This is a genomic window from Pseudoneobacillus rhizolycopersici, from assembly GCF_054786815.1.
Window position 1 is genome coordinate 36,385 of sequence record NZ_JBTOOE010000025.1, and the last position, 26,631, is coordinate 63,015.

Annotated in this window: 21 protein-coding genes; 5 read left to right on the forward strand and 16 right to left on the reverse strand. The window is 39.6% G+C overall.

Annotated features, from left to right (window positions below; translation table 11 throughout):
* Positions 1–11: 11 nt before the first annotated feature.
* A complete protein-coding gene (locus ACX9YW_RS19255) occupies positions 12–1,049 on the reverse strand; it encodes a galactitol-1-phosphate 5-dehydrogenase (RefSeq protein ID WP_460349536.1) in 1,038 nt (345 codons plus the stop codon).
* Positions 1,046–2,017, reverse strand: coding sequence for a sugar-binding transcriptional regulator (locus ACX9YW_RS19260; RefSeq protein ID WP_460349538.1), 972 nt, complete (start codon positions 2,015–2,017; stop codon positions 1,046–1,048). Before ACX9YW_RS19260 ends, ACX9YW_RS19255 begins: the two co-directional genes overlap by 4 nt.
* A 327-nt stretch (positions 2,018–2,344) precedes the next feature.
* Between ACX9YW_RS19260 and ACX9YW_RS19265 the strand changes: the two genes are divergently transcribed.
* Both ACX9YW_RS19265 and ACX9YW_RS19270 read left to right on the forward strand, forming a co-directional pair.
* Positions 2,345–3,139, forward strand: a complete 795-nt coding sequence (locus tag ACX9YW_RS19265) for an inositol monophosphatase family protein (RefSeq protein WP_460349540.1) — start codon at positions 2,345–2,347, stop codon at positions 3,137–3,139.
* A gap of 749 nt (positions 3,140–3,888) precedes the next feature.
* The gene (locus tag ACX9YW_RS19270) at positions 3,889–7,839 is read left to right on the forward strand and encodes an OmpL47-type beta-barrel domain-containing protein (protein ID WP_460349542.1); all 3,951 of its coding nucleotides are present in this window, start codon (positions 3,889–3,891) and stop codon (positions 7,837–7,839) included.
* A gap of 1,352 nt (positions 7,840–9,191) precedes the next feature.
* On the opposite strand, the gene ACX9YW_RS19275 is transcribed toward ACX9YW_RS19270, so the two are convergent.
* Positions 9,192–9,899: a Crp/Fnr family transcriptional regulator gene (locus ACX9YW_RS19275; protein WP_460349544.1), complete on the reverse strand. Its 708-nt coding sequence runs from the start codon at positions 9,897–9,899 to the stop codon at positions 9,192–9,194.
* Positions 9,900–9,930: 31 nt separating this feature from the next.
* Between ACX9YW_RS19275 and ACX9YW_RS19280 the strand changes: the two genes are divergently transcribed.
* Positions 9,931–11,067 (forward strand): aminotransferase class V-fold PLP-dependent enzyme, encoded by a 1,137-nt coding sequence (locus tag ACX9YW_RS19280; protein WP_460349546.1) that lies wholly within the window; start codon positions 9,931–9,933, stop codon positions 11,065–11,067.
* Positions 11,068–11,156: 89 nt separating this feature from the next.
* On the opposite strand, the gene ACX9YW_RS19285 is transcribed toward ACX9YW_RS19280, so the two are convergent.
* From ACX9YW_RS19285 to ACX9YW_RS19345, 13 genes are all read right to left on the reverse strand, one after another.
* On the reverse strand, positions 11,157–11,627 hold the full coding sequence (locus ACX9YW_RS19285; RefSeq protein ID WP_460349548.1) for a DUF3830 family protein: 471 nt from the start codon (positions 11,625–11,627) through the stop codon (positions 11,157–11,159).
* A gap of 12 nt (positions 11,628–11,639) precedes the next feature.
* Positions 11,640–12,782, reverse strand: a complete 1,143-nt coding sequence (locus tag ACX9YW_RS19290; RefSeq protein ID WP_460349550.1) for an NAD(P)/FAD-dependent oxidoreductase — start codon at positions 12,780–12,782, stop codon at positions 11,640–11,642.
* A gap of 15 nt (positions 12,783–12,797) precedes the next feature.
* Entirely contained in the window at positions 12,798–13,772 is a 975-nt protein-coding gene (locus ACX9YW_RS19295; protein ID WP_460349552.1) for an ABC transporter ATP-binding protein, read from the reverse strand.
* Positions 13,738–14,772, reverse strand: coding sequence for an ABC transporter ATP-binding protein (locus tag ACX9YW_RS19300; RefSeq protein WP_460349554.1), 1,035 nt, complete (start codon positions 14,770–14,772; stop codon positions 13,738–13,740). The genes ACX9YW_RS19295 and ACX9YW_RS19300 overlap by 35 nt, the downstream gene beginning before the upstream one ends.
* A gap of 19 nt (positions 14,773–14,791) precedes the next feature.
* Positions 14,792–15,859 carry a M24 family metallopeptidase gene (locus ACX9YW_RS19305; protein WP_460349556.1) on the reverse strand — a complete coding sequence of 356 codons (1,068 nt, stop codon included), beginning with the start codon at positions 15,857–15,859 and terminating at the stop codon, positions 14,792–14,794.
* 72 nt (positions 15,860–15,931) lie between these two features.
* Positions 15,932–17,647 (reverse strand): peptide-binding protein, encoded by a 1,716-nt coding sequence (locus ACX9YW_RS19310; RefSeq protein ID WP_460349558.1) that lies wholly within the window; start codon positions 17,645–17,647, stop codon positions 15,932–15,934.
* A 19-nt stretch (positions 17,648–17,666) separates the two neighbouring features.
* Positions 17,667–18,587: an oligopeptide ABC transporter permease gene (opp4C, locus tag ACX9YW_RS19315; RefSeq protein ID WP_460349560.1), complete on the reverse strand. Its 921-nt coding sequence runs from the start codon at positions 18,585–18,587 to the stop codon at positions 17,667–17,669.
* A 30-nt stretch (positions 18,588–18,617) separates the two neighbouring features.
* The gene (locus ACX9YW_RS19320) at positions 18,618–19,577 is read right to left on the reverse strand and encodes an ABC transporter permease (RefSeq protein WP_460349562.1); all 960 of its coding nucleotides are present in this window, start codon (positions 19,575–19,577) and stop codon (positions 18,618–18,620) included.
* A gap of 3 nt (positions 19,578–19,580) precedes the next feature.
* On the reverse strand, positions 19,581–20,768 hold the full coding sequence (locus ACX9YW_RS19325) for a M24 family metallopeptidase (RefSeq protein ID WP_460349564.1): 1,188 nt from the start codon (positions 20,766–20,768) through the stop codon (positions 19,581–19,583).
* Between the two features lies 1 nt (position 20,769).
* On the reverse strand, positions 20,770–22,050 hold the full coding sequence (locus tag ACX9YW_RS19330) for a M20/M25/M40 family metallo-hydrolase (RefSeq protein ID WP_460349566.1): 1,281 nt from the start codon (positions 22,048–22,050) through the stop codon (positions 20,770–20,772).
* A gap of 9 nt (positions 22,051–22,059) precedes the next feature.
* Positions 22,060–23,262, reverse strand: a complete 1,203-nt coding sequence (locus ACX9YW_RS19335) for a M24 family metallopeptidase (protein ID WP_460349569.1) — start codon at positions 23,260–23,262, stop codon at positions 22,060–22,062.
* The gene (locus ACX9YW_RS19340; RefSeq protein WP_460349571.1) at positions 23,249–24,574 is read right to left on the reverse strand and encodes a M20/M25/M40 family metallo-hydrolase; all 1,326 of its coding nucleotides are present in this window, start codon (positions 24,572–24,574) and stop codon (positions 23,249–23,251) included. Before ACX9YW_RS19340 ends, ACX9YW_RS19335 begins: the two co-directional genes overlap by 14 nt.
* A 231-nt stretch (positions 24,575–24,805) precedes the next feature.
* Positions 24,806–25,207, reverse strand: coding sequence for a hypothetical protein (locus ACX9YW_RS19345; protein ID WP_460349573.1), 402 nt, complete (start codon positions 25,205–25,207; stop codon positions 24,806–24,808).
* A gap of 219 nt (positions 25,208–25,426) precedes the next feature.
* On the opposite strand from ACX9YW_RS19345, the gene ACX9YW_RS19350 reads away from it, so the two are divergent.
* Together ACX9YW_RS19350 and ACX9YW_RS19355 are read left to right on the forward strand one after the other, a co-directional pair.
* On the forward strand, positions 25,427–26,071 hold the full coding sequence (locus ACX9YW_RS19350) for a Yip1 family protein (protein ID WP_460349575.1): 645 nt from the start codon (positions 25,427–25,429) through the stop codon (positions 26,069–26,071).
* A gap of 96 nt (positions 26,072–26,167) precedes the next feature.
* Complete coding sequence (locus ACX9YW_RS19355; protein ID WP_460349577.1) at positions 26,168–26,440, forward strand: hypothetical protein; 273 nt, start codon at positions 26,168–26,170, stop codon at positions 26,438–26,440.
* The last annotated feature ends 191 nt before the right edge of the window (positions 26,441–26,631 follow it).

Here is a 26,631-nt window from a genome sequence, read left to right on the forward strand (position 1 = left end):
ACCATAACTCCTTAGTTTGGAAAAAACATGATTTTATTAAATAGAATTTCTTTGTTTCTAATCCGATTAAAAACCTCAGGCGCTTCGTCTATGCTGAAACGATGCGAAACAACCGGTTCCGTTATCAATTTCCCTTCACCCATTAATTCAGTGGTATAAGTCCACTCTCTACCAGGAAAAGGGGCGGAAAAGGAATTCCATGAGCCACGAATCGTTAATTCATGTCGCAAAATTCGGTTGACCGATTCAGAACTTAATTCAAGTCCTTGATTAGAGATACCCAAGAACACCACTCTTCCGTGCTTGCCACAGGATGCAACCGCCTGGTCCTGGGCTATCGGTGAACCCGATGTATCAATAGCAAAATCAATATAGTTAAGCTTTTCTTTGATGAATTGAGTTGGATTATGTAGTCGAGAATTTATCGTAATATCTGCACCAAGCTCTTCTGCTAATTGTAGTTTTTCATCATGAATGTCAACGGCAACCACTTGGCTTGCTCCAAAAATCTTCGAAAGTTGGACCGCAAATAATCCAATCGCACCGAGACCAAACACCGCCACCTTGTCACCCTTTTTTAAATTACCGGCCCACAAACCATGAACAGCATTGGCTGCTGGGTCAACCATTGCGCCAGCCTCAAAGGAAACATTATCAGGCAGCTGGACTAAGTTCTTAGGATTCACCTTGATATACTTTGCCATAGCTCCATCCGTTCTTGACCCATAATAGTTATAGTCGCTGCATAACGAATACTCGCCACGTTGACACTGGTCACAAGTCATACATGGAACCAGTGGTGCCACCGTTACCCGGTCCCCCACTTTCCATTCCTCAACACTTTTGCCTATCTTCGTAATAACACCCGAGAATTCATGTCCAAGTGTCAATCCTTGGTAATAAGCCCCCTTGTATAAGGCTCTTGGAATATCGGATCCACAAACCCCAACCGCCTTTACCTCAACAAGCACCTCATTTTCCAAAATATCAGGAACTTCGACCTCTTCCACCTTTAGATTGCCAGGTTCATATAATTTAACCGCTTTCATTTTCTGACTGCCTCCCTTTTGTTCAGTTGACTATGAAGCACTAAAATAGCTTTTGCTGTCTGTTCATCGGTAAATAACGTATTAATGTACTTTCCGTTTAACGCTCCGAGAATAGCCTCAACCTTCTCCTCGCCACATGCTATCGCAATCGAATGTTCCTTCTTCTGCAGCTCTTCTAATTGAAGCCCAATCGTTCTCTGATTTAATTCAAGGTCACAAATCTCACCGTGAATATTGTAAAAGCGCGAACAAATGTCACCAACTACGCCTGTTTCCAGCAGTTTCTTATAGTAATCTTCTGAAAAATATCCAGCGTGATAAAGAATCGAAGTAAATGATGCCTTCCCAATACTGAAAATAGCAATATCAGCGCTTTTTCCTAAATTAATTATTTCTTTAACAGATGAATCCTGCAAAAGGACCTCAGCAATCGTAGGAGAATCCACTATGGCTGGTACCGGCAAAAAGTACGGCTTAGCTGGAATCGCATTGGCAAATTTCTCAAGAATCCCGAGTGCTCCCGTAGACAGAGACGTGGTGCTGATTCCACCGTTAAGCTGTACAACAATATTGTCTTTTTTATTCAATAGTCCAAGGCTATTTCCGACATATGCTAAGGTCGTACCCCATGAAATCCCAACGATGTCCTCGTCATTAATAATTTCCGATAAGTAAGAACTTAGAGCCCTTCCAACGTCCTTTAGAATTAAACTTGTATCGCCTACATAAACCGGGGAAACAAAGACATGTTTAAGTCCAAAGGTTCCTTTCAACTCATCTGCCAAGTTGCTCTCTGAATCGAGCGGATAATTGATAACAAACGAAACAATCCCCTCTTTGATGGCAGCATCTAGTATTCTACTAACCGTAGGTCTAGAGATATTTTCAATTTCAGAAATTTGCTTTTGATTCAACTTTAGTTCGTAATACATTTTGGAAATTCTAATCATCTCGTGAATGGTATACAATGCCAAAACTCCCATTTGAAATTTTGTTCGTGAAGCTAAACATTTTTTCTTGTTGTCATTGTAGTAAAAATTAATATTTATTTCAATAAATTCTGAAAAGTTGAACAATATTTCAGAATGTATATTATTTCACATGAGACCTCCTATTATAGACTTTCATCCTCAAAGATATCTTCAAACACGAAAAAACCCCTGTACCTATTGTATAATCCTTGAACAACAAATGAAGTGGCTGTAAAAAGTTATGATAGAAGTACACAGATTGTTTCAGATTTTGATAAAAGATGTTTAATATAAGGAAATGGAAAGTATCTTGGAGGGATAACAATGGACGATTTCGATGTAAAAAAGATTGGCCAATTTGCAAAAGAAATGGTGATGGAGGCTGGTGAATTACTGATTCATCTAAAAAAACAGCCAATGGTGTTCGACGAAAAATCAGATCACGCAGATTTGGTTACTTTTGTAGATAAAGAAATAGAAAAGTTCTTAGTAAAATCGATTCTTGAAACGTTCCCACAGCATGGGATTATCGGAGAAGAAGGCACTGTCGACCATGATGATAGCTACTTTAAAACTCGCTGGGTTATAGATCCGATCGATGGAACAACCAACTTCATTCACAATTTTCCCTTCTACGGGATCTCCGTAGGGATTGTTCATAAAGGAATCGGAATGATTGGGGTCGTGTATAACCCTGTAACCGATGAACTTTTTTATGCGGAAAAAGATAACGGCGCCTATGTCAATGATGTAAGGCTAAATCTAAATCAGCCACTGGAGTTACACGAAGCGCTCGTCAGCACATCGATGTTTTGGGATGATCCGATATATAAAAACAATATGCACCCTAGCGTTCTACAAATTTATCAAGAAACCCGTGGATTAAGAATGGTTGGCGGAGCTGCCATTAGTTTATGTGAAATCGCCAAAGGAACCTTTAACGCATACCTAGCACCCGCTTTAAGCACGTGGGACTACGCAGCTGGAATCATCATTCTAAAAGAAGCAGGAGGAATCATTACGAGACTAAATGGTCTACCCCTTTCCTTCGAATACGGTGGTAGCCTACTCGCTGCTCACCCTAGCATTCATCAACAACTACTAAGGAAGTTTAACTAGTAAGGAAAAGGGGGTGGCGGGACAACATCCCCCCTGTCCCGCCTTCACATTCACGGAAGGTACCTGACACCTAAGTCACTTATTTGTGGAAGAAATAGCTTTCGCGGAGAATTTGATGCTAAAAACGGTAAATGCCGCGACAAAAAGAAGGTAATTTGTTATTTTGGGGTTGATTTTGCTAAGAAAGTAACTAGTTTTAGAGATTTTTTTGCAGATTGATGAGTTTAGGAATGGTTTTATGCCCAAGTTTTGTTACTTATGACCAACTTTTAGGGTATATGCCCAACTTTCCCCACCTATGACTAACTTTTTCCCCATATGCCCAACCTCCCCGCTTATGCCCAGTTCCCCACCTTATACCCAATCTTTCTATTAATGACAAGATGCATTTGCCTTTTTCCCTGTGAACGTTATTGTATTATACAGTGCGAAAAAAGAAGAATTTTGCGGATAGGCAGAATAAACTTTAAAATGGTCTACTAATAATAAAATTAATCAAACGTTTGATTGGAAATTACTATTTTAATATAAGAAATGAAAGTATGAGATCCGTCCCCATTTTTCATAAGCAAAATATGGTTGGACAACAGACATATCCCCAGGTCCCCCCACATCTGCCTCTCAGCTTCACTGCATCACTGTAGGTACCTGACACCTTTTATTTTATTTTTTTAACTATCTAAGTCTTATTTACTACTAGTGACATAGACTAGATGGAGTTTAAATACATTTTGACGGGAGTTGTATAAATGCAGAATAAATTATCGCTATTGCGGTGCATGTCCGGCCATTTGAAAAAAGTGGTCGTTTCTTCATGTTTTTTATTTGTATTACTGATCTATGCGATCGCAAATGGCATTTTAGCAGCAAATGATGTGTCGATCGATGGATCCGAAACAAGTAACCCCTTTTATCAGTCCGGTGATGGAGCTGTTGTCATTGATTCCACGATTACTATTTCAGGTATTGAGAGTTTATCAAGCGCGAAAGTACAAATTACTAATCATTTTAGAGGCTCAGAAGATGAATTAATTTTTAAAAATCAAAATGGAATAAGCGGTAATTATGATTCAGGTAAAGGGATCCTCAGTTTAAGCGGGATTGCTACTGTGGAAAAATATGAAACCGCGCTAAGGTCAGTAAGATACAATAATAAAAATACCTCAAAGACAATTAACTCAAATCCAAGAACGTTTTTATTTAGCGTTGGCGGGAACACTCATTATAATTCCGATACAGGACACTTTTATGAGTATGTTTCTGCTAGAGGGATTTCTTGGCAGGATGCAAAAGCTAGTGCTGAAAGCAAGTCTCTTTACGGCGTGCAAGGTTATCTTGCTACAATAACATCCGCACAAGAGAATCAATTCATAACGAGTATATTAAGCGGGCTCGGTTGGATTGGAGCTAGCGATGCAGAAGTTGAAGGAGAATGGAAATGGGTAACGGGCCCAGAATCAGGGACATTGTTTACAAAAGTAGACAGGTCATGTTATTACAATGGGTTCTTCTGGACCTGTCATAACACAAAAACAACTCATACTGGTTATCAAAATTGGGAGGTTTTTTGGCCAGGTGTTTCTGGGGGGGATGATGAAGATTATGGGTATCTGCCTCCTTGGGGGGGATGGAATGCCCTTCATAATCAGAACGGAAGTATTCAAGGATATGTTGTTGAATATGGTGGAATGTCTGGGGACAGTCAAATAAAACTTACGCATGTGGCAACAATGGCAATCATTCCAGATAAAGTAGCGCCAACCGCAACTGTTGCTTACAGCAAAGTAGATCCAACAAACCAAAATGTAGTGGCAACAATCACTCCGAGTGAAACTGTAACGATTACAAATAATGGAGGTTCATCCTCTTATACGTTTGTTGAAAATGGCAGTTTTACCTTTGAATTTGTAGATAAAGCAGGGAATGTTGGCTCTGTCGAGGCGACAGTAACGAATATTGATAAAGTGGCACCAACCGCAACTATTGCTTACAGTAATGTAGATCCAACAAACCAAGATGTAGTGGCAACAATCACTCCGAGTGAAGAGGTAACGATTACAAACAATGATGGTTCAACCTCTTATACGTTTGTTGAAAATGGCAACTTTACCTTTGAATTTGTGGATAAGGCAGGAAATATTGGCTCAGTCGAGGCGACCGTAACGAATATTGATAAAGTAGCGCCAACCGCAACTGTTGCTTACAGCAAAGTCAATCCAACAAACCAAAATGTAGTGGCAACAATCACTCCAAGTGAAGAGGTAACGATTACAAACAATGGAGGTTCAACCTCTTATACGTTTGTTGAAAATGGAAGCTTTACCTTCGAATTTGTGGATAAGGCAGGGAATGTTGGCTCGGTCGATGCGACCGTAACAAATATTGATAAAGTTGCGCCAACCGCAACTATTGCTTATAGCAAAGTAGATCCAACAAACCAGGATGTAGTGGCAACAATCACTCCGAGTGAAGAGGTAACGATTACAAACAATGGAGGCTCAACCTCTTATACGTTTGTTGAAAATGGAAGCTTTACCTTTGAATTTGTGGATAAGGCAGGGAATGTTGGCTCGGTCGATGCGACCGTAACAAATATTGATAAAGTTGCGCCAACCGCAACTATTGCTTATAGCAAAGTAGATCCAACAAACAAGGATGTAGTGGCATCACTTACTCCGAGTGAAGAGGTAACGATTACAAACAATGGAGGCTCAACCTCTTATACGTTTGTTGAAAATGGCAACTTTACCTTTGAATTTGTGGATAAGGCAGGAAATATTGGCTCAGTCGAGGCGACAGTATCAAATATTGATAAAGTGGCACCAACCGCAACTATTGCTTATAGCAAAGTAGATCCAACAAACAAGGATGTAGTGGCATCACTTACTCCGAGTGAAGAGGTAACGATTACAAACAATGGAGGCTCAACCTCTTATACGTTTGTTGAAAATGGAAGCTTTACCTTCGAATTTGTGGATAAGGCAGGGAATGTTGGCTCGGTCGAGGCGACAGTAACGAATATTGATAAAGTAGTACCAACCTCAACCGTAGTTTACAGCAATGTCAATCCAACAAACCAAGATGTAGTGGCAACAATCACTCCGAGTGAAGAGGTAACGATTACAAACAATGATGGTTCAACCTCTTATACGTTTGTTGAAAATGGCAACTTTACCTTTGAATTTGTGGATAAGGCAGGAAATATTGGCTCAGTCGAGGCGACAGTATCAAATATTGATAAAGTGGCACCAACCGCAACTATTGCTTATAGCAAAGTCAATCCAACAAACCAAAATGTAGTGGCAACAATCACTCCAAGTGAAGAGGTAACGATTACAAACAATGATGGTTCAACCTCTTATACGTTTGTTGAAAATGGCAACTTTACCTTTGAATTTGTGGATAAGGCAGGAAATATTGGCTCAGTCGAGGCGACAGTATCAAATATTGATAAAGTGGCACCAACCGCAACTATTGCTTATAGCAAAGTAGATCCAACAAACAAGGATGTAGTGGCATCACTTACTCCGAGTGAAGAGGTAACGATTACAAACAATGGAGGCTCAACCTCTTATACGTTTGTTGAAAATGGAAGCTTTACCTTTGAATTTGTGGATAAGGCAGGGAATGTTGGCTCGGTCGATGCGACCGTAACAAATATTGATAAAGTTGCGCCAACCGCAACTATTGCTTATAGCAAAGTAGATCCAACAAACCAGGATGTAGTGGCAACAATCACTCCGAGTGAAGAAGTAACGATTACAAACAATGATGGTTCAACCTCTTATACGTTTGTTGAAAATGGCAACTTTACCTTTGAATTTGTGGATAAGGCAGGAAATATTGGCTCAGTCGAGGCGACCGTAACGAATATTGATAAAGTTGCGCCAACCGCAACTATTGCTTATAGCAAAGTAGATCCAACAAACCAGGATGTAGTGGCAACAATCACTCCGAGTGAAGAGGTAACGATTACAAACAATGGAGGCTCAACCTCTTATACGTTTGTTGAAAATGGAAGCTTTACCTTTGAATTTGTGGATAAGGCAGGGAATAGAGGAACAGCTGTTGCAGGTGTATCAAATATTGATAAAATAGTACCAGTTACAAAAGATAATGCGCCTCAGGGATGGGTGAATTCAGAGGTTACCTTCACTTTGACAGCATCAGACAATCAATCGGGCATAGATAAAACGTATTATATCATTGATGGTGAAGATCAAAGAGAAGGAGACACTGTATCGATTGGGACTGAAGGAAAACATACGGTGACATATTGGAGTGTAGACAAGGCAGGAAATGTTGAGGAGCGCCAAACTACAACCATTCGTATTGATAAATCATCACCAATTCTTAATGTCGTCTTAGATACGCCTGTACTATGGTCCCCTAATCATAAGCTTGTAACAATAAAAGCAACGGTTACTGTAAATGACAGCATGTCAGGTGTAGATTCCATAGTCTTAACTTCTATTACGAGTAATGAAGCAGACTCAGGTTTAGACAAAGATGATCTGCCAAATGATATCCAGGATGCAGATTATGGAACATTTGACACTGTCTTTATGCTTCGTTCTGAGAGAGCGGGTAAAGGAACGGGGCGTATCTATACAGTAACATATACGGCTACTGATAAGGCAGGGAACCAAACAACAGTATCAGTAACCGTCGAAGTTCCACACGATAAAGGTAAGAAGTAGATATATTCTCGGTTCCTGCCACCGTATTTTGTAGAATAAGGGATTCAATACGGGGAAATTGACAAATTTTAAGGAAATTTTTAACCTGTGTAGAATATTTTCTATACAGGTTTTTGAGTTTTTTGTGTCTGTCACTCCCCGATTTGCACGGGGGTACCTGACACCCTATCTGTGGGAGAAATAACATGTTCTTTTGTGGTTGTTTGACCTAGAGATCAAGCCGTATGAAGCATGGGGACGGGACTGCTCTGCTTCTTCAGCGCTGGACCAAAGCATATGAATTTTGTAGGCATGAGTTTGAGGAAAATTAGACATATGCTGGATTCGTTTTGTAGAAGAAATATCTTTCGCGGAGAATTTGATGCAAAAAACGGCAAATGCCGCGACAAAAAGAAGGTAATTTGTTGTTTTTGGTTTGATTTTGCTCAGAAAGTAGCTAGTTTTAGAGATTTTTTTGTAGATTGATAAGTTTAGGAATGGTTTTATGCCCAAGTTTGGTCACTTATGACCAACTTTTAGGGTTTATGCCCAACCTAGAAAATTTATGCCCAACTTTCGGGCACTTATTTCCAACTTTTCAGATTTATGCCCAACTTTTGAATACTTATTTCCAACTTTTTAGATATATGCCCAACTTTTCAAGCTTATGCCCATGTTCCCCGTCTTATGCCCAACTTTCCCCGCTTATGACTAACTTTTTCCCATATGCCCAACTTCCCCGCTTATGCCCAGTTCCCCACCTTATACCCAACCTTTCTAGTAATGACAAGGAACCTGCACTTTTTTTCCTGTAAACATTATTTCGCTATACAATGCGAAAAAAGGAGAATTTTGCGTGTATGCAATATAATCTTTAAAATGGTCTACTAATAATGAATTAAATCAAACGTTTGATTGAAAATGACTATTTTAATATTAAAAGTGAAGCATGAGATCAGCCCCCATGCTTCACATAGATATCAAAGTCCCATTTGTAAAGTACAGATATTTATTACCATAATAGACCCACTGTTCACGAGTTATATTGCTAGTAACCGTTGTATTGACCAAGTTGTTAATAATACTTGGGCTTTTGTCATTCCAATTTTTACTTTATCGCCAAAATAGATTTTTTCTTTAGAAGAACCGAGTAAGTTATTGATACTATCGTAATTTCTTACGACAATGGATGCCAAGCTTTTTGTTTTGGAATTTTAACAGAAAATGTCTCGTTTTTGTTCACTTGAGCGGTATACTTTTTCATGGAAGGTACCTGATACCTGGGTTTGTTTTAGCCCCCGCTCCAAAACAAAATATCTAGTTTTTGTTAATTACTTTACATTATCTTTCTGAATATTTGAATTATAATTCAATTAGGGATAAAACATTTTGTCATTTGCAAGTTCGGCTAGTTCGTCGAGGTTGTGGATGATAAAGTACTTTCCACTTTTCTCAATATATTTTTCATCTTCAAGCCATTTTATATTTTTGGCAATGGTCACTCTTGTTGTTCCTAATAAATTGGCCATTTCTTGGTGGGTAAAGCTAATGGTTAACTTAACACTCTTATTTCCAATACTTTCACCATACTGAATCGATAGTTGAATAAAGGCTGCACAAACTCTGGGAAGTGATTTCATATAGCTTAACTGTAGTGATTGTGTACAAAGGAGTCGATACTTTTTAGTAATAAGATCAATGATTTGATGGATATATTGGGGCTTGTCTGAGATGAAATCGAAAAACTGCTTTTTGGAGACTTTCCGCAAGACCACTTCTGAGGCTGTAATCGCATTAGTAGAATAACGTGAATCCGTGTTAAGAGCGCATTCTCCTAAAATACCGTTCTTTCCAATAATGGATAATGCCTTTTCTTCTCCATTAGGTGAGATTAGATATAAGCGAACTCGCCCTAATTCAATGATATAAATGTAATTCCCATATTCATTTTGTCTAAAGATTGTCTCATGTTTTTTGAAAACAACCTTTTCTGATTGCTGGAACAATTGCTTCCAATCATATGGAAGATTATCGAACCAGGGATTTAATAGGTTGAATTCTTGTACTAATTCGTTGTTCATTTTAATCACCTCAAAGGAAGGAAGATAATAGTTGAATACCATACTAACCCAAAATGAAATCTACTCTATTTTCCCTAAACAAGGTAATAAAGTGATTTTATCCAGTTGTTCACAGAGTGCCATGTCCACGGTCGTTTTAAATGCCATCGATGAGTATAAAGAGAGCTTACTAGAATACGGAATGGCCTGGGATTTATGGATGAATAAAGTAGAATCAGCAAAACGGAATTTTGCTAGACTCATCCATTGTGATCCCGAGGAAGTAGCCATCTTATCCTCTGTTTCGGATTGTGTTTCATCGATACTTCATTCGTTAAAGCTCTCTGGTAAGGAAATATGCTTAACCGATCTAGACTTTCCATGTGTTGGTCATGCAGTTTTGGCTCAGAGAAACCAACAAGATTTCTCCATAAAATATATCCCTCATCATCAATATACGATTCCAATTGAGAGATATGACGAATTCGTCAATACCAAAACCGTTTTAACCTGTATTCCACATATTTCGTACTATAATGGTTTTAAACAAGATATTAAGAATATCGCTAAAATATGTCATGATAAAGGTTCACTTCTATTAGTAGATGCCTATCAATCTGCCGGAAGTATGAATATTAATGTGAGAGACATGGACATTGATATATTAGTTACGGGTATGCAGAAGTATCTTCTCGGGATACCTGGAATTTCATTTTTATATGTAAAAAAAGAATTGGCCACTCAACTTCAACCTTCTACCATTGGCTGGTTCGGTCAAGAAAAACCGTTTGATTTTAATCTAAAAGAACTACAGTATGCTCATGCCACACAACGCTTTAATACCGGCACACCTCCGGTCATCAATGCTTATGCAGCAGATGCCGCTCTTTCTCTAATCAATCAAATAGGAATGACTAGGATTGAAGAATATGTAAACCAATTATCTTCCTATACGGTAAAAAGAGCCCTAGAGTTGGAAATGGAACTAATTAGTCCAAAAACAGTAGATCTCAAAGGCCCAACAACAGCCATCTATGTAGGAGATGCACATAAGGTAGAGCAGGAATTGAGAGAAATAGGATTTATCGTCTCTGCTAGAAAAGATGTTATTCGAATTGCACCGCATATTTATAATAAAGAGGAAGAAATAGAGAACGCCCTTCAAGCTTTATTAAAATTAACCTCCTGAAACTCATGAAGCTGACTAATCACAGTCAGCTTTTTTTATTTCATAGCCGACTCAAAATAAAAAAGTACTGCCCATAGAGGCAGCACTATCTATATTTTAATTAAGATATTTTGTTGCCCCTTTAAGTGTATCACCTTCCCTATTTCCTCTAATTCTTCTAGATCGCTAGCAACAATCCGCGCAAATAAGTTACCGGGAATCCAACCTGCTGGAAAAAAGGTTCGGGCTTCCTTTCCATAAAATAACCCAAAATCATAAATGGGGTATGGTATTCCTCCCCAGGCGTAGGCAGGCATAAAGGTAAACAAGATATCTCCAGGCTGTGGGAAGCAAGTGAGATTCTCCTTAGCCGGTTCATGTAAAGGTGTATGTTCACAACGACTGATTGGGAGCTGAATCGACACTTCCCTTCCTGTGTACATGGCATGTTTTCCTGTTGTATGAACCGGCTCCCTTAACAAATCTAAGAAAGCCCGACAAGTCTCAGGAGCTTTATCAGATAATAATTCAGCCGTTAAGGTAACATCGGAATCTAAAAAAGTAATCGAAAATGTATTCAATCCAAAGACCTCCTAAACAACACTAGGTTCATATACTAGCTGATTGCTAGCAAATCGTCGAAAATGCAGACTGGAAATATCAATAGCTGGTGTTTGCCCTAAAATAAGCGATGCCATCGTATCACCAATGGCCGGGGACATCATAAATCCATGCCCACTCATCCCTACTGCTTGATAATAGCCGGGAAGGCCATCTACATCTCCCAAAATGGCTTGATGGTCAGGAGTGCTATCATATTTTCCATCTAAATGCGTTTTAAAAACGACTTCCTCTAATGGAGGGAAAATTTCCATTCCGACCTCCGCAGCACGCAATTGAAAATCAAATGAGTCATATGGTGGCTTAAAATCCTTACCCAAATAACTTAAATAGATGATACCGTCCGTTAATTGTTTGGCAGCAAACCCTTTTTCAAAGGATACTAATAATGGTTCAAGAACCCTTTTTTCAACACGGTTGGTGTACAAAATGCGTCTAACTTCAAACTCAATCGGTAAATCGACATCAGCCGTTAAGGCCAAACTTTTCGACCCTAGACCGGCAGCATTAACTACCTTATCTGAGGTTATCAACCCACGTTCCTTACATAATACTCCCTTTACTTCTCCCTGCTCTACGACAAGCTTTTCTACTGAATCAACCATAAAGGTAACACCTTTCCTCTTAGCAGAGAGGGCAAAGCTTTGAGTAACGTGATAAGCGTCATCAGCAAAACCGTCCGTCTCACAAAAAGACGCCGCTAAAAAACTATTCTCGTTAATACCTGGTACAATTTCTTTTGCTTCTTGTGGCGATAATAGCTTTGTAGGAATACCCAGACGATTTTGCAGTTTAATATTTTCTTGATAATGGTCAATCGCTGCTTGAGAGTGGAACGTATAGAGATAGCCAACATTCCGAAACTTAATTTCATACTCTGGCTCTAGGTGTTGATTAATTTTACTAAAAAATTCAGTAGAAAATTTAGCCATTCTACAATTAATTTCAGTTCCCCACTGTTGTCTAACCCCACCAGGACAAATCCCTGTAACGTCAGAAGCGATCCCCGTTTTATCGATGACTAACACATTGGTACATCCCTTTTGAGCTAAGAAATGAGCGATGGAGCACCCAATGACTCCCGCCCCTACGATAATAACCTCATAATGATTCATATGGTTCTTCCTTTCTTAACTTGAATGTAGATGACAAGAGACATAATGACCTTTACCTAAATCAACTAATTCTGGTGAATCGATTTTACATCTATCCATCACAAACGGACATCTTGTATGGAAATGGCAGCCAGAAGGCGGATCAACCGGGCTAGGGATATCACCTTTTAAAATAATACGTTCTCGTTTTAATTTCGGGTTTGGTTCGGGTATGGCAGAAATGAGCGCCTTCGAATAAGGATGCTTCGTATTCTCAAAAAATTCATCTCGATTGGCAATCTCGACGATTCTTCCCAGATACATAACGGCAATGCGATTGGAAATATGCTTTACCACACTTAAATTATGAGTGATAAATAAGTAGGTGAGATTATACTTTTCCTGCAAATCTTGTATGAGGTTTAGCACCTGTGCTTGTACGGATACATCAAGGGCCGAAACAGGTTCGTCCATGATAATGAGCTTCGGTTGAACAGCCAACGCCCGTGCGATGCCAATTCGTTGTCGTTGTCCCCCGGAGAACTCGTGTGGATATCGATTCAAATATTCTCCATCTAAGCCGACATCGTTTAAGATTTGCTTAACCTTTTCGAGCCTCTCCGATTTCGTGAGATTCGTATGAATCGTCAGTGGCTCTTCTAAGATTTGTCTTATTTTCAAGCGAGGATTGAGGGATGCATACGGGTCCTGAAAAACAATTTGCATATCTCTTCTTTTATTCTTTAATTCTCTTGCTGAAAGGTCACGGAGATTCTTATTTTCAAGAACAACCTTACCATCCGTTGCTTCAATCAGGCGAAGGATGACTCGGCCAGCCGTTGACTTGCCACATCCTGATTCACCGACAAGACCTAAGGTTTCCCCTTTATTAATGTGAAAATTAATCCCGTCAACCGCCTTGACTACATTTTGCTCTCGTGAAAAGATCTGATTACCTTCTACGGGGAACCACTTTTTAAGATTCTCGACCTGCAGCAACTTCTCTCCCATGGTCACCTTGCTCCTTTTTCAAGTTTTCTTGCCATAACTCTGAATACATCCAACATCTCGTTCGATGGTTAGACAAATCGATTAAAGGTGGTTCTTCTTTAAAGCAAAGCTCACGGGCATGATCACATCGATCGATAAATCGGCACCCTTGCTTAATCGCTGCAGGATGAGGTACCTGACCTTGGATAGGGGTTAAACGTTCAACACGATTTGTTAAACTCGGGATCGATTTTAACAAGCCTTGTGAATATGGATGTAATGGATTTTCAAAGAATGTACCAACATCAGCATATTCGACGATTCTTCCTAAATACATAACCACAACCTTATCAGCCACCTCAGCGACCACTCCTAAATCATGAGTAATTAAGAGAATAGCTGTATTAAATTGCTTCTTAAGGTTATTCATGAGTTCTAAAATTTGCGCTTGCGTTGTGACATCTAGGGCGGTAGTTGGTTCATCGGCAATCAATAAATCCGGATTGCAGGCAAGTGCCATTGCAATCATAACCCTTTGCCGCATCCCTCCGGATAGCTGGTGAGGGTATTGCTGAAATCTCTTTTGCGGAGAAGGAATTCCTACTAACTCCAAAAGCTCGATAACCTTTTCCTTTGCTTCTCTTGGTTTGACCCCATGATGAAGCGTGATAACCTCCATAATTTGATTTCCAATTGTAAATACCGGGTTTAAGGAAGTCATTGGCTCTTGAAAAATCATCGAAATATTTTTGCCGCGAATTTTTCTAATCTCCTTATCATTTAAAGAAAGTAAATTTTTCCCTTTAAAAATAATTTCCCCATCGATTATTTTTCCATTTGATTTGGGGATGAGCTGAAGCAAGGATAGCGAGGTAACACTTTTTCCACTCCCAGACTCTCCAACAATTCCAAGTGTTTCACCTTTACCTAATTCAAAGGACACACCGTCCACTGCGGGGGTTACCTCTCCTTCGTTATAGAAATAGGTTTTTAGATTTTTCACCTCTAATAATTTTTCCAATCCTAACCCCCCTTAGTCTTTAGTTCAATTGAACATGTCGGTTCGTCTTTGTTAATACCTCACATCCATCCTCCGTTACTAGAACAATATCTTCAATCCTAACGCCAACGGAATCAGGAATATACAATCCTGGCTCAATCGTAAAAACCATCCCCGGTTCTAAAATCTCTTGGCCATCCAAAACAATTCTAGGATTCTCATGAATTTGCAGCCCGACACCATGACCTAAACCTCTTAAGCTATATTTCTCTAATCCAGCCTGTTCAAAAATATCCCTTGCAACCCGATCCAATTCATGAGCTGATATCCCCGGCTTGACGGCTTCAATTGATTTTTCGAGAGCCGTTAATACTAAATCGTAAATCTTCATATATTCTCGATCAGGTGTTCCAATGATGATCGTTCTGGTCATATCCGACATATAACCTTGATATTTGGCACCAAAATCAATTAATAAAAAATGATCGCGTTTCACCTGATTGTCAGTAGGTACGGCATGCGGAAGTGCCGCTCGTTTATCTGCAGCCACAATGGTCCCAAAAGCTGGCCCCTCATGACCGTATTTACCCATTAAATATTCTAATTCTACTAAAACCTCCTTCTCAGTCATGCCGGGTTTTATGAGTGGTAATAAATCGGCGAAGGCAGAATCAGAAAGCTCTATCGACCTCTTGATACTTTCAATTTCCTCTTGATCCTTTACGCTTCTCATTAGTAAAAGTTCATTCAATAAGGGAACCCAGTTGGACTCTGGAAACATCCCCGTGAATTGGTTAAACAAGGCCACACTTAAGTGATTCGCTTCAAAACCAATCCTCTCCAAATCGTACTTACTAAATTCCTCACGGATGGTCCGAAAAGGATCTATCCCGTGCACAATAATTCCATAATCCTTCGCTTGTTCTGCTGCCTGTTGGGTGTATCTCTGGTCAGTGATTAAAAGGAGCGAATCATGAGTAACCAATAAATAGCCATTGCTTCCAGTAAATCCTGAAAAATACCTTCGATTTTCGTAGCTATGAATAAGAACAGCAGATAAGTTTTTTTCCTTCATTAATAGTCGTAGCTTACTCACTCTTTTCAACATGTGAATGACACTCCACTTCCTTCAAAAGTAAGGAGATAAAAAAACGAAAAGGTTTTTTTATCTCCTAAACGATTATTCTTTTACGCCCCAATCCTTTGAGTTAAAGGAAATACCTCTAAAATCCGGCTCAAAACCAGTCACTCGTTTATTTACGACAAGTGGAGAATTTTGCTCATAAAGTGGGATCCAGATTTCATCCTCTGCGAGTTTTTTACCGACTTCCCAAATGAGTTGCTGACGTTTCTCAAAGTCGATTTCTTTTGTTTGCTTTTCTAATAGATCATCCACACTTGGGTCAGAATAACCGACAAAGTTATAACCGTTTGGAGGCATATAGCTGCTACCAAAGTAACTTCTATATTCATCTGGATCTGCCTCAACTCCGAATCCTAAGATATAAGCATCATAGTCGTCTTTGGTGACCTCTCTTTGTTTTCCATCGGCTGTTTTCGGTAATAGTTTCGTCACTAGAGTAGGAAAGTCTAATGAGCGTAGTTCCACTTTTACGCCGACCTTCTCCCACATTTGCTTTAATAAGACGGCTGACTTCTCTCTTTCCTTTGTACCTGTTGGCACTTCCATCATAAAGCTAAGCTCCTTGCCACCCTTTTCGTAGAAGCCTTTTTTATTTTTTGTATATCCAGCCTCTTCCAACAGAGCATCAGCTTTAGATGTATCAAAATCATAGATTGGTAGGTCAGGATTGTGCGACCAGTGCTTGGACGGGAACACATCTTCCGCTACATTACCGTATTCACCAATAATCGATTTCACAATCGACTCCTTATCAATGGCATGCGCTAATGCTTGGCGTACCTTTTTATCTTTAAAATGATCATTGCGTGCATTAAATCCTACATAATAAACACTTAATTGATTTTGCGTGACAAGATTAACATAGTCTAAAGATTGCACCGATGCTGTATCAGCAATTGGCACTGGGGCAATATCAATATCTTTACTCATAACAGACGCAAGCATCGTGTTCGCATCCCCAAATCGCACAAACACTTTATCTAGCTTCGGAGTTCCATTAAAGTATTCCTTATTGGCTTCAAGCTCAATATATTGACCTGATTCCCATTTCACAAATTTAAATGGACCTGTACCAATTGGTGCACGATTAGACTCATGTTTTGCCCATTCACCAGGCTTTGTATCCTTTAAAATATGCTCAGGTAGAACCCCAATAAATAACCCTGATAAAAATGGAGCAAACGGACCCTTCGTTGTAAATTTAACCGTATGATCATCAACCACTTCAATTCCTGAAACACTGTCAGCCTTCCCAGCTTTATACTCTTCTACCCCAACCACAGGCTCAACTCTCCAATACGCACCTGCATCATAGGTTGCGTCTGCTAGTGACGTAAACGTAAACGCTACATCCTTAGCCGTAAATGGCTGGCCATCATGCCACTTCACGCCTTGTTTCAGATGGAAGGTATAAGTTTTACCATCCTCCGAGACTTCCCAATTCTCCGCAAGGCTTCCTACCATTTTCAATTCTTTGTCAGGAATGACAAGGGAATCAAATACCATATGGGTCACATTTGTATCAGAGGTCGTTGCCCATATCACTGGATTTAAGTTTCCAGGTTCACTATTATAAGCAAACGTTAAAGTGCCTCCCTCTTTGACAACTTCTTCATTAGGTTGTTCTTGATTATTTTCATTAGGGTCGTTTGCTTTGGGTGAATTAGATGAGTTTGACGGCTTATTGGAAGTACATCCAACTAGTAATGCTAAAATGAAGATAATTAAAAAAGGTATTTTCAACTTTCTCATTTCATGATCCCCCTATTAGTTAATTTTTAACCTTTGGATCTAATGCGTCTCTTAATCCATCTCCGACAAAATTAATGCTTAATATTGTAAATAAAATCGCCAATCCTGCAGGAGCCCATACCCATGGTTTAAATTGGAGCACCATGATGGAGGTGGCTTCATTTAACATATTTCCCCAGCTTGGAACAGGCTGCTGAACTCCAACTCCTAAGAAGCTTAACGAGGATTCTGTTAAAATCGCTTCAGCTGTTTGAAGCGTTGCCTGTACAACGATTGGAGCAATGATATTCGGGAGAATATGTCTAAATATAATAATAAAATTTTTCTGCCCCAACGCTTTGGCGGCCTCAATATATTCCATTTCTCTTATCTTTAAGACCTCACCCCTTACCAACCTTGTCATCGTAGTCCAACTGACTAAACCAATAATAATCATGACATTAAAGAGACTTGGTTTTAAAATGGTCGCGACTGTTATGGCTAGGAACAACACCGGAAAACAAATGACAATATCGGTGATCCGCATAATCAGAGTATCGACCCATTTCCCGTAATAACCGGCAATCACACCAAGAAGAACCCCTGTTGCCGTCGAAATCATAACGGCGACAAACGCCACACCTAATGAAACCCTGCCACCGTAAATAATTCGACTCAACATGTCCCTTCCTAAACTGTCCGTGCCAAGTAAATGCTCTGAAGAAGGAGGAGCAAGAACATCGTAAACTCCTAACTCATTTTCATTTGAAATGTACGGATCATAGGGTGCAAGGAGAGGGGCTATCGTAGCCATGATCAATAAAATCAGTAAGATAACAGCCCCAAACACAGCCAATTTATTTTTTTTAAATCTTTTCCAGCCTGCATGGTCCCGCCATCTAGACTTTTCAATATTCGAAACCTTTGCTACTTGCTGAGGAACTTCTACACTACTATTCAATGAAACCTCCCCTTACTGTAAAATCTCTCCTTAGTAACGGATTCTAGGATCTGTCCAAGCATACATGACATCCGCTAGTAAATTTCCAAACATCACTAGGATGGATGTAAATAAATTTAATGCCATGATGACGGGATATTCCCTTGCTACAATCGACTGAATTCCCAAGCTTCCCATTCCCGGCCAGTTAAAAATATGTTCCGTAATATAAGCGCCACCAAACAGGAAGGGAATAGATAAGCCAAAGATCGTAATGACAGGAATGAGTGCATTTCTTAAAGCATGTTTTAAATAGACGATTCGCATGCTTAGCCCCTTCGCATCAGCCGTTCGGATAAAATCTTGGTTTAATACTTCAAGAAGACTGGAGCGGGTAAATCTCATGACGACTGCTATAGTTGGTAAAGCTAGAACAACCGCTGGCATCATGACATGGCTCAGATAATCCATGAATAAAGCAAAACCAGTTAAATCGGCACCAATCGTAATCATCCCAGAAGTCGGCAGCCAGCCTAGCCTTAGGGCAAAAATAAAAATCATTCCTAAACCGAAAAAGAAAGAAGGGATGGAGATGCCAATAAACGAAAACACCGTCAATATATAATCGGGGAGTTTATACCGGTGGGTCGCTGAATAGACGCCCAACGGTACCCCAATGGCAAAAGCTAGAAAGAAGGCGGATCCTGTTAAGAGCAAGGTAGCAGGTAATCTATCTAGAATTAACTGACCCACTGGTTGACCCGTTTTTACGGTATAGCCAAGATTACCTTGGACAATTTCCTTCAACCACGTAAAATACTGGATATATAAAGGTTCATTCATTCCTAAATTCTCTTGAGCCCTTGCCATTTCTTCCGCAGAAATTTTGGGATTGATCATCGTCTGCATCGGATTGCCTGGAGCAAGCTGCATGATGGAAAAGGTCATAATCGTGATCCCAATTAAAATCGGTATAGCTTGTAACAGTCGCTTGAAAATATACCTTTTCAACTGTTAAACACCTACACTCTCATTGGAGATGACAATGAGCTCATCTTGACGAGTAGTTAAGTATTGAATCCCATCCGATGTCACCACCACATTTTCCTCTACGATGAAATGAATCCCGCCTTCCAAAAATAAGGTTGGTTCAATCGTAAAGACCATCCCCTCTTCAATCGTTTGATAAGGGGCATCACCATAGCGTTTCCATCTTGGACCAAGTAGAGCTCCACCATCATGGACCTCTTTACCAATTTGATGACCGGTTGCATGGGTGATTTCAGGATATCCTTGTGAAACGTAATAGTCCCTTGCTGCTTGATCAACCTCATATCCTTTTGCACCTGGCTTTATCATAGCGGCAGCTCTGGAGATTCCCTCATGTACGAGATTGAAAGCCTTTTGAATCGATTCAGGGACCTGATTCTCCCCTGGTTTAGGAAAATAGACCGTTCTAGCTATATCTGAAACATAGCCATCCACCTCTACACTAAAATCCATAATCACCAATTCACCGGGCTGAATGACGGCGTCTCCAGGTGATCGATGAGCAATATTTTCTTTCATCACAATTGGCATTGATAGGGAACGATTGACGCCATTTACGACGCCTCTCTTTTCCATTTCGGTTACAAAGAGACTACCAACGTCCTTTTCTGTCATTCCCGTTTTTAATTGTTTAAAAATAGCCTGATAGATTTCTAGCGTAACATCGACTGCCTTTTGAATTTTGGCAATCTCCGTTTTCGATTTAATCGCTCTTAGCTTAGATAAGAATGGTTGAGAACTAACATAGTTTCCGTTAAAAACACCTGCAAGAGTTTTAACTAACCACCGATACCTACCGGCCGTTAACCCATCAGCCAAATGCTCCTCTATGGACATATTTAAGGCAATCGTTTTCGGTGCTAAATCTCGTATGACCTTTTGAAGATTGTCTGCCAAACTAGTGGTATGTTTATAAACCTCATCAAATAATTGGGACTCCTCTATATCCTGGGCATCAATACTACTGCACAGAGCTAATTTTTTTCCCTCTTTCGTAATGAGAAAGACGCCAGGTCCAACCGTGCCCACACCTGTTATTAATGGAATACAGGGATCGCTTCCCTCAGAGGTATAAATAAGCCAAAGATCAATCTGTCGTTCTCGAAGGTAATCAACCGCTTGCGCTAATTTTTCCTTTTGGACTTGATACATCTCATCCACCTCCATATTGAATACAATAATCCTGTACAACTCTTTCCATTAATTGAACCCCAAAGAGAAAGGAATCAATCTCTAGACACTCATCCTTGTGATGAACTCTCGTTAATACTTCACTAAAAAGAGTCAACACCGGTGAAAGACCATAGATTTCTGGCGATAACTGACTAATAAATCGTCCATCCGTTTTTCCTAAAGCAGTAAAAGGAACCCATTTCCCTGTAAACCCCAGCTCCAATGCCCTATGTTGGAACAGTTGAATAATCGGGGATTGATACGAACTTTCATACCCTTTTTGATAGAGCAATAGCTCATAGGTAACATCGAACCCATCCAGAATGGCATCCAGCATTTTTAGGAGCTGATCTTCTGTTTGGTGTGGAGACGTTCGGATTTCAACCTGTGCTTCAGCTCGATAAGGGATTACATTTAATGAGCCACCAACTTCTATGTTTTCAATCACTACACTTGGGGATTTCATATACTCAAATAGCTTTAATGCGAGATTCCTCTGGTCTTCCTTATTGGCAAATTTCTCTTGTAAGATGTTCTCACTATAAATGTTAAAAACCTCATACGGATCCGAAGGAAACTTCCACTCTAGTAATTTTTCAAGTGCAAGTGACAAATTAACGATTGCTTGTCTGTCAGGGGGACTTCCTGCATGACCACCTGTTCCATCAGCCTTTAGCAATAGTTTGGCGGTCCCTTTTTCCCCCGAGGCGTATAGCATGTATGGCTGATCAGAGCCTTGAAGAACAAAACCGCCTCCTTCACTAAGGACCGTAGCCTGTCGGAAAAGTTCAGGATACTTTCCTGCGATAAACTCCATGCCTTCCACACTGCCATTTTCCTCATCAGCCGTTGTGATAAAATAAACCGTTCGATTCAGGCCTTTTTTATTTTTATAAAGCTTGAGAAAAGCTAGTAAATGCATGACCGTCAACTGCTTCGTATCCAAAGTACCTCTGCCCCAAATTTTTCGATCCTGAATCACACCTGAGAAAGGTGGATGAGTCCACTCCTCCCCATTCGCAGAAACAACATCTACATGCGATAACAGCACTAGAGGTTTTTCGATTGAAATTTCGGTTTCTAGTTTCGCAACTAGGTTTGCCCTTCCATTGGGGCTATAGATAATCTCAGAATGAATTCCTTCATTCTGTAAAATTTCTTGCAAAAAGATAACGGCTTTCTCTTCTGTCCCTAACTGATTGGTGGTATCAATCTGGATAAGCTTTTGAAACAAATCGATAGGTTGATATATTTCATCCATAGCGTTCACCTAATAGGTTGGAATCAACACAAGCTCTGTTTGTCTTCGACTTAGTATTTTAGGACCGTTAGTTGTGACTAAGACATTTTCTTCCACTAGAATACAAGGCAACCCATCATCTTGAATGACAGTAGGTTCAATCGCATAGATTTCATTTACTTGAATCGTTCCCTCGACTTCAGGCCTTGGCGGAACACGCTTTGGACCTAGTATGGTACCGCCATCATGAGTGGCTCTTCCAATTTGATGACCAACAGAATGCCTAATGGTTGGATATCCCGCTTCTTCAATAACTGTTCGTCCGACTAAATCCACCTCAAACCCTTTCTTTCCCTGTTCGAGTGACTGAATACTTTCGGTAATGGCCTGAATCGCAGTATCAAATGCCTTTTGAACATCCTCTGGTGCCTGGTCCTCCCCTGGCTTTAGAACATAACAGGTTCGCGCAATATCAGAGCAATAGTTTTGATATTTTAAGCTAAAGTCAATGATGATAATGTCTCCAGGCTGTGTTTGGTGAGTACCCGGTTTTCGATGGGCTAATCCGTTTCGAACGGTACACACAAGTGGAGGGTCATAAGGGTTCCCGTGGCCATTCGTTACCCCTCTTTTTCGCATCTCTGCAACAAATAATTCACCTATCTCGATTTCTGTCATCCCGCAAACCACTTGATCAAAGACTTCATCGTAAATATCATTTGTGATTTCAATCGCTCTTTGTATGCAGTCAATCTCTGACTCTGTTTTAATACTTCTTAGTTTCTTTAAAATCGGCTCACTTGACACCTCAAGGGTCGAGAGTCTTTCTTTTCCAATCGTTTCTTCAAGCCATAAATATAATCCCTGGGTTAAGCCATCACATAAGTGATCACTCTCGGAAATGTTTAAAGCTAATTTAGTAGGGTTCAGCTCATTAAAAACCTGAAGAAATGTTTCCTCCATACTAGCCTCATAATGGATAACTTCAGGAAATAAACCTAAAGATTGATAGTTTCCTTTATCACTTAAAGAAGAAATCACAATATGTTTCCCATTACTTTTAATAAAAATCGCTGCTTGATGAACCGATCTTGCCCCTACAAGTAATGGAAGAGACGGATCTGAACCTTCTCGGGTTAAGATTAGCCAAGTATCCATTTCATGTTCCTTTAAATACATGACGGCCTGCGCGAGCTTTTCTGCAGTCATTGGACTGGTGCTAGTAAAACTCATAGTGATTACTCCTTTCCATTGTCGTAATGATTTCAACCATATTTTGAATGCCAAATAATAAGGAATGGATGGGAATCCTCTCGTTTATTCCATGAACCATCTTAATCACCTTGTCGAATGTCAAATCTGGGAGTACAGGACAATATCCATATACTTGCGACTGATAGTGCTTTAAATGTCGGGAGTCACTTCCTCCAATGGATAAAAAGGGAACCACTTGGGCATTTGGAATGTCTTTCTGCAATACCTTCTCAAAAAGGGAAAGGTCATCTCGCCTTACCTCTATTTCATACCCTTGGGAGAATTCCAAAATTTCATATTGGACCTGCAAGTCTCCCAATATCGTGTGTAGGTATTCTTTTAAAGTGGTTTCCGTAACAGAAGGCAGCGTTCGACAATCTATATACATTTCAGAAGAACCTTGTAAAGAAGGATGTTTTCTACCACCCTCCCATTTTGTAATGGAAAAGGTTGTTTTGGACATTGCTTGGAAGAGAGGTCGTAGTTGAGTAGGAATGCTAGCAAAGAAGCTTTCTCTTGTTGTCTGATGAAAGGGAATTCTAAGGTCATTTGCAATGGTTTGAAATAGAATTTGTGTAATAGGAGGAATTACTTCGTCTAATGGAATGGAATGAATTCGATTAATAGCTTCGGTGATGATTTTTATCGCACTATTGTTTGGTAGATACGGATTATCCTGCTTTTGCTGGGAGCTAGCTATTTTGATAATCGCCCTCCCTTTTTGCCCCATTTCACAAAGGTAGTAAAAACGATCCTTTATATGTAATGGGAAACCACCACCTTCATTAAAAACTGTACTACCTTTAAAAATGGAACCATGCTGATCTAGGAATGGCAACAACCCATATTGACTCCCGTTCTCTTCATCAGAGGTCGCGATCATTACCACATCATTTTTTAGTGGAAGGCCATATTCTTTTATTAAAATTAAGACGATTAAATGAGTGATCGTTAGCTGTTTGGTATCAATCGTTCCCCTACCCCATATCTCTCCATTAAGAATTTGGCCGGAAAAGGGTGGAACCTCCCAATCCTTATCTAGCGCTGGAACGACATCTACATGGGAAAGTAGAATCAGAGGTTGATGAAACTCCTCCTTGATAGAAATCATAATATTTCCACGGTTTACAGCTGTTTCTTGAATGGATGTCACTAGCCCATGTTGCTTAGCCTTTGTCTCTAACCACCTTATGGCTTCCAGCTCATTTCCCGGTGGATTACTCGTATTAATTTGTATAAATTCGTTTAAATACGCAACGGCTTGAGACTTCACCTTTTCCCAATTAATCATTCAAATCTTCCTTTACCATATCGAATATATAAGCAATTATAATATTTAGGTAGTACTTTTGATGTAAAGTAGTTTACATTTATCTTAATTTTCTAAAAAGTCTGTGAGGCATGGGGACGATTCTCCTGCTTCATCATTTGTTTTCAAAAAATTAGTTGTAGTTAACCTTTACTATAAAAATAGAGGGAGTCTCGAAATGACTTCTGAGGCTCCCTCTTCTATGTTCACGTTCTAAGCTAAATAGTTATTTTTGTTTGTATCGTACCCAAAACATAGAGCATTCATAGGGGGTACCTGTCCACTTGGATCTCCATATTTAATAAAACCATTCAAGTATTGGTATAGTTCCGCTAACTCCGATTCTTTTCCAACTATACAATTCGGGTATTGTTTAATTTCGGCGACACTCGTTAATTTAAAATCATTTGGTGCAGGTAAACCAGAAGCACAGATTACTAAATAGTCCGCAAAGTAGATTAAACCTGTAAGTGCAGCAGTTTTAATGGTCATCTGACCCATTGTTCGCCCAGCAAATAACCCTTTAACCGCGCTTTTTCCTCCCGTTCGTTCGATGACAACTTTACTTTCATCTATCAATATCTTGGTTCCAGACTTTAATTCAAACGTTTTCATCTATAACCTCCTAATGACTGAGATGAAATTAGTTTTTCCAATTGTGGGTTAGAAATGCATTTAGTGGGACACGGTGCAGTTCAGACCTGTCCCCACGGACCAAGTCCCCTGAGATTCTAAAGTGTTTCTAACGTTTTCAATGTTCGACAGGTGGTTTGTAAGATTTTGTAGAATATTTCCATTTATATATCATTGAATTAGAAAAAGGGGATGTTATAGGTGGAAACTCAGTTAGAAGGTCAATTGAAGGGTAATTTGAATCCTTGGTTTTCTATTTGGACCAAGCCTAGAGCTACTATGCAAAAAATATATCAATCTAAACCTGGATATGTGTTTCTACTATTTTTGACAGGTGCTTTGGTACAGGTTTTAGACCGTGCTTCATTACGAAATTCAGGGGATTCAATGAGTCTAAGTGAATTAATGGTGATTTCTGTGATCGGTAGCTTAATAGTGGCGACTACTTATTACTATTTGATTCCAAAATTATTATGCTGGACAGGGAGTAAAATTGGAGGTCGAGGTACAACCGAAAGAGTTCGATATTCGGTAGCCTATTCTAACATTCCAATGGTCTATTCCTTAATAATTGTTTGGCTACCATCTTTGTTTTTGTTTGGTATCGAAAATTTCACCACCTTTACCCCAGTAGTGGATAGCAGTAGCACATCGACACTATTACTCATGCTATTCGGCTTAGTCGATCTTGTGATTGGAATTTGGTCCGCTATTATCTTCTTAAAATGTTTAGGAGAAGCACATCAATTTTCGGCATGGAAAGCACTGTTAACCACATTTCTATCAGTATTGATAGTTGTTGTTCCATTCATAATCATTGGGGTTCTAGTTTTTTCGATTGGGTAAGTGGGACACGGGGACAGGTGTTCCACTTTTTAATAAGTATTCTTTTTCTAATAATATTGACTGAAAGAAGCGAATGGGATAGACCTATCCCCTTGGATTTCTAAGCGCTTCAACTCTAGAGGATATGAGGAATACTATCGTAGGGAAGTAAAACTTCACACCAATGGATTTTCAAAAGAAGAAAATGGGTTGCTCGCAGAAATCTTAACCCAGAAATTCGGTTATACAGTAAAAGTGAAAAAGCAAACCAGCAAACAATGGGGAACCTATTATTGTTTAAAAATAATGACACAATCAGCTAATTTAATGTTTCCTTTTATTGATTTTCATCTCCAAAGAACTGGCCTTCTCTCATGGACTGGGCTTTAATTTACTTAATGAACTATTTATAGTATACTATGGATATAATAAAAAAGAGAAGTGCGCTAACACTTCTCAACGCAACCTCTACCGTAAGGGTGATGGTTGTCTATATAGTATTATTTGGCTCGAGAACCACCCTTTTTGTGGTGACCCCTAAAAGTTAGAGTTTTATATTAAGCAGCTAATTGGCTGGTGTG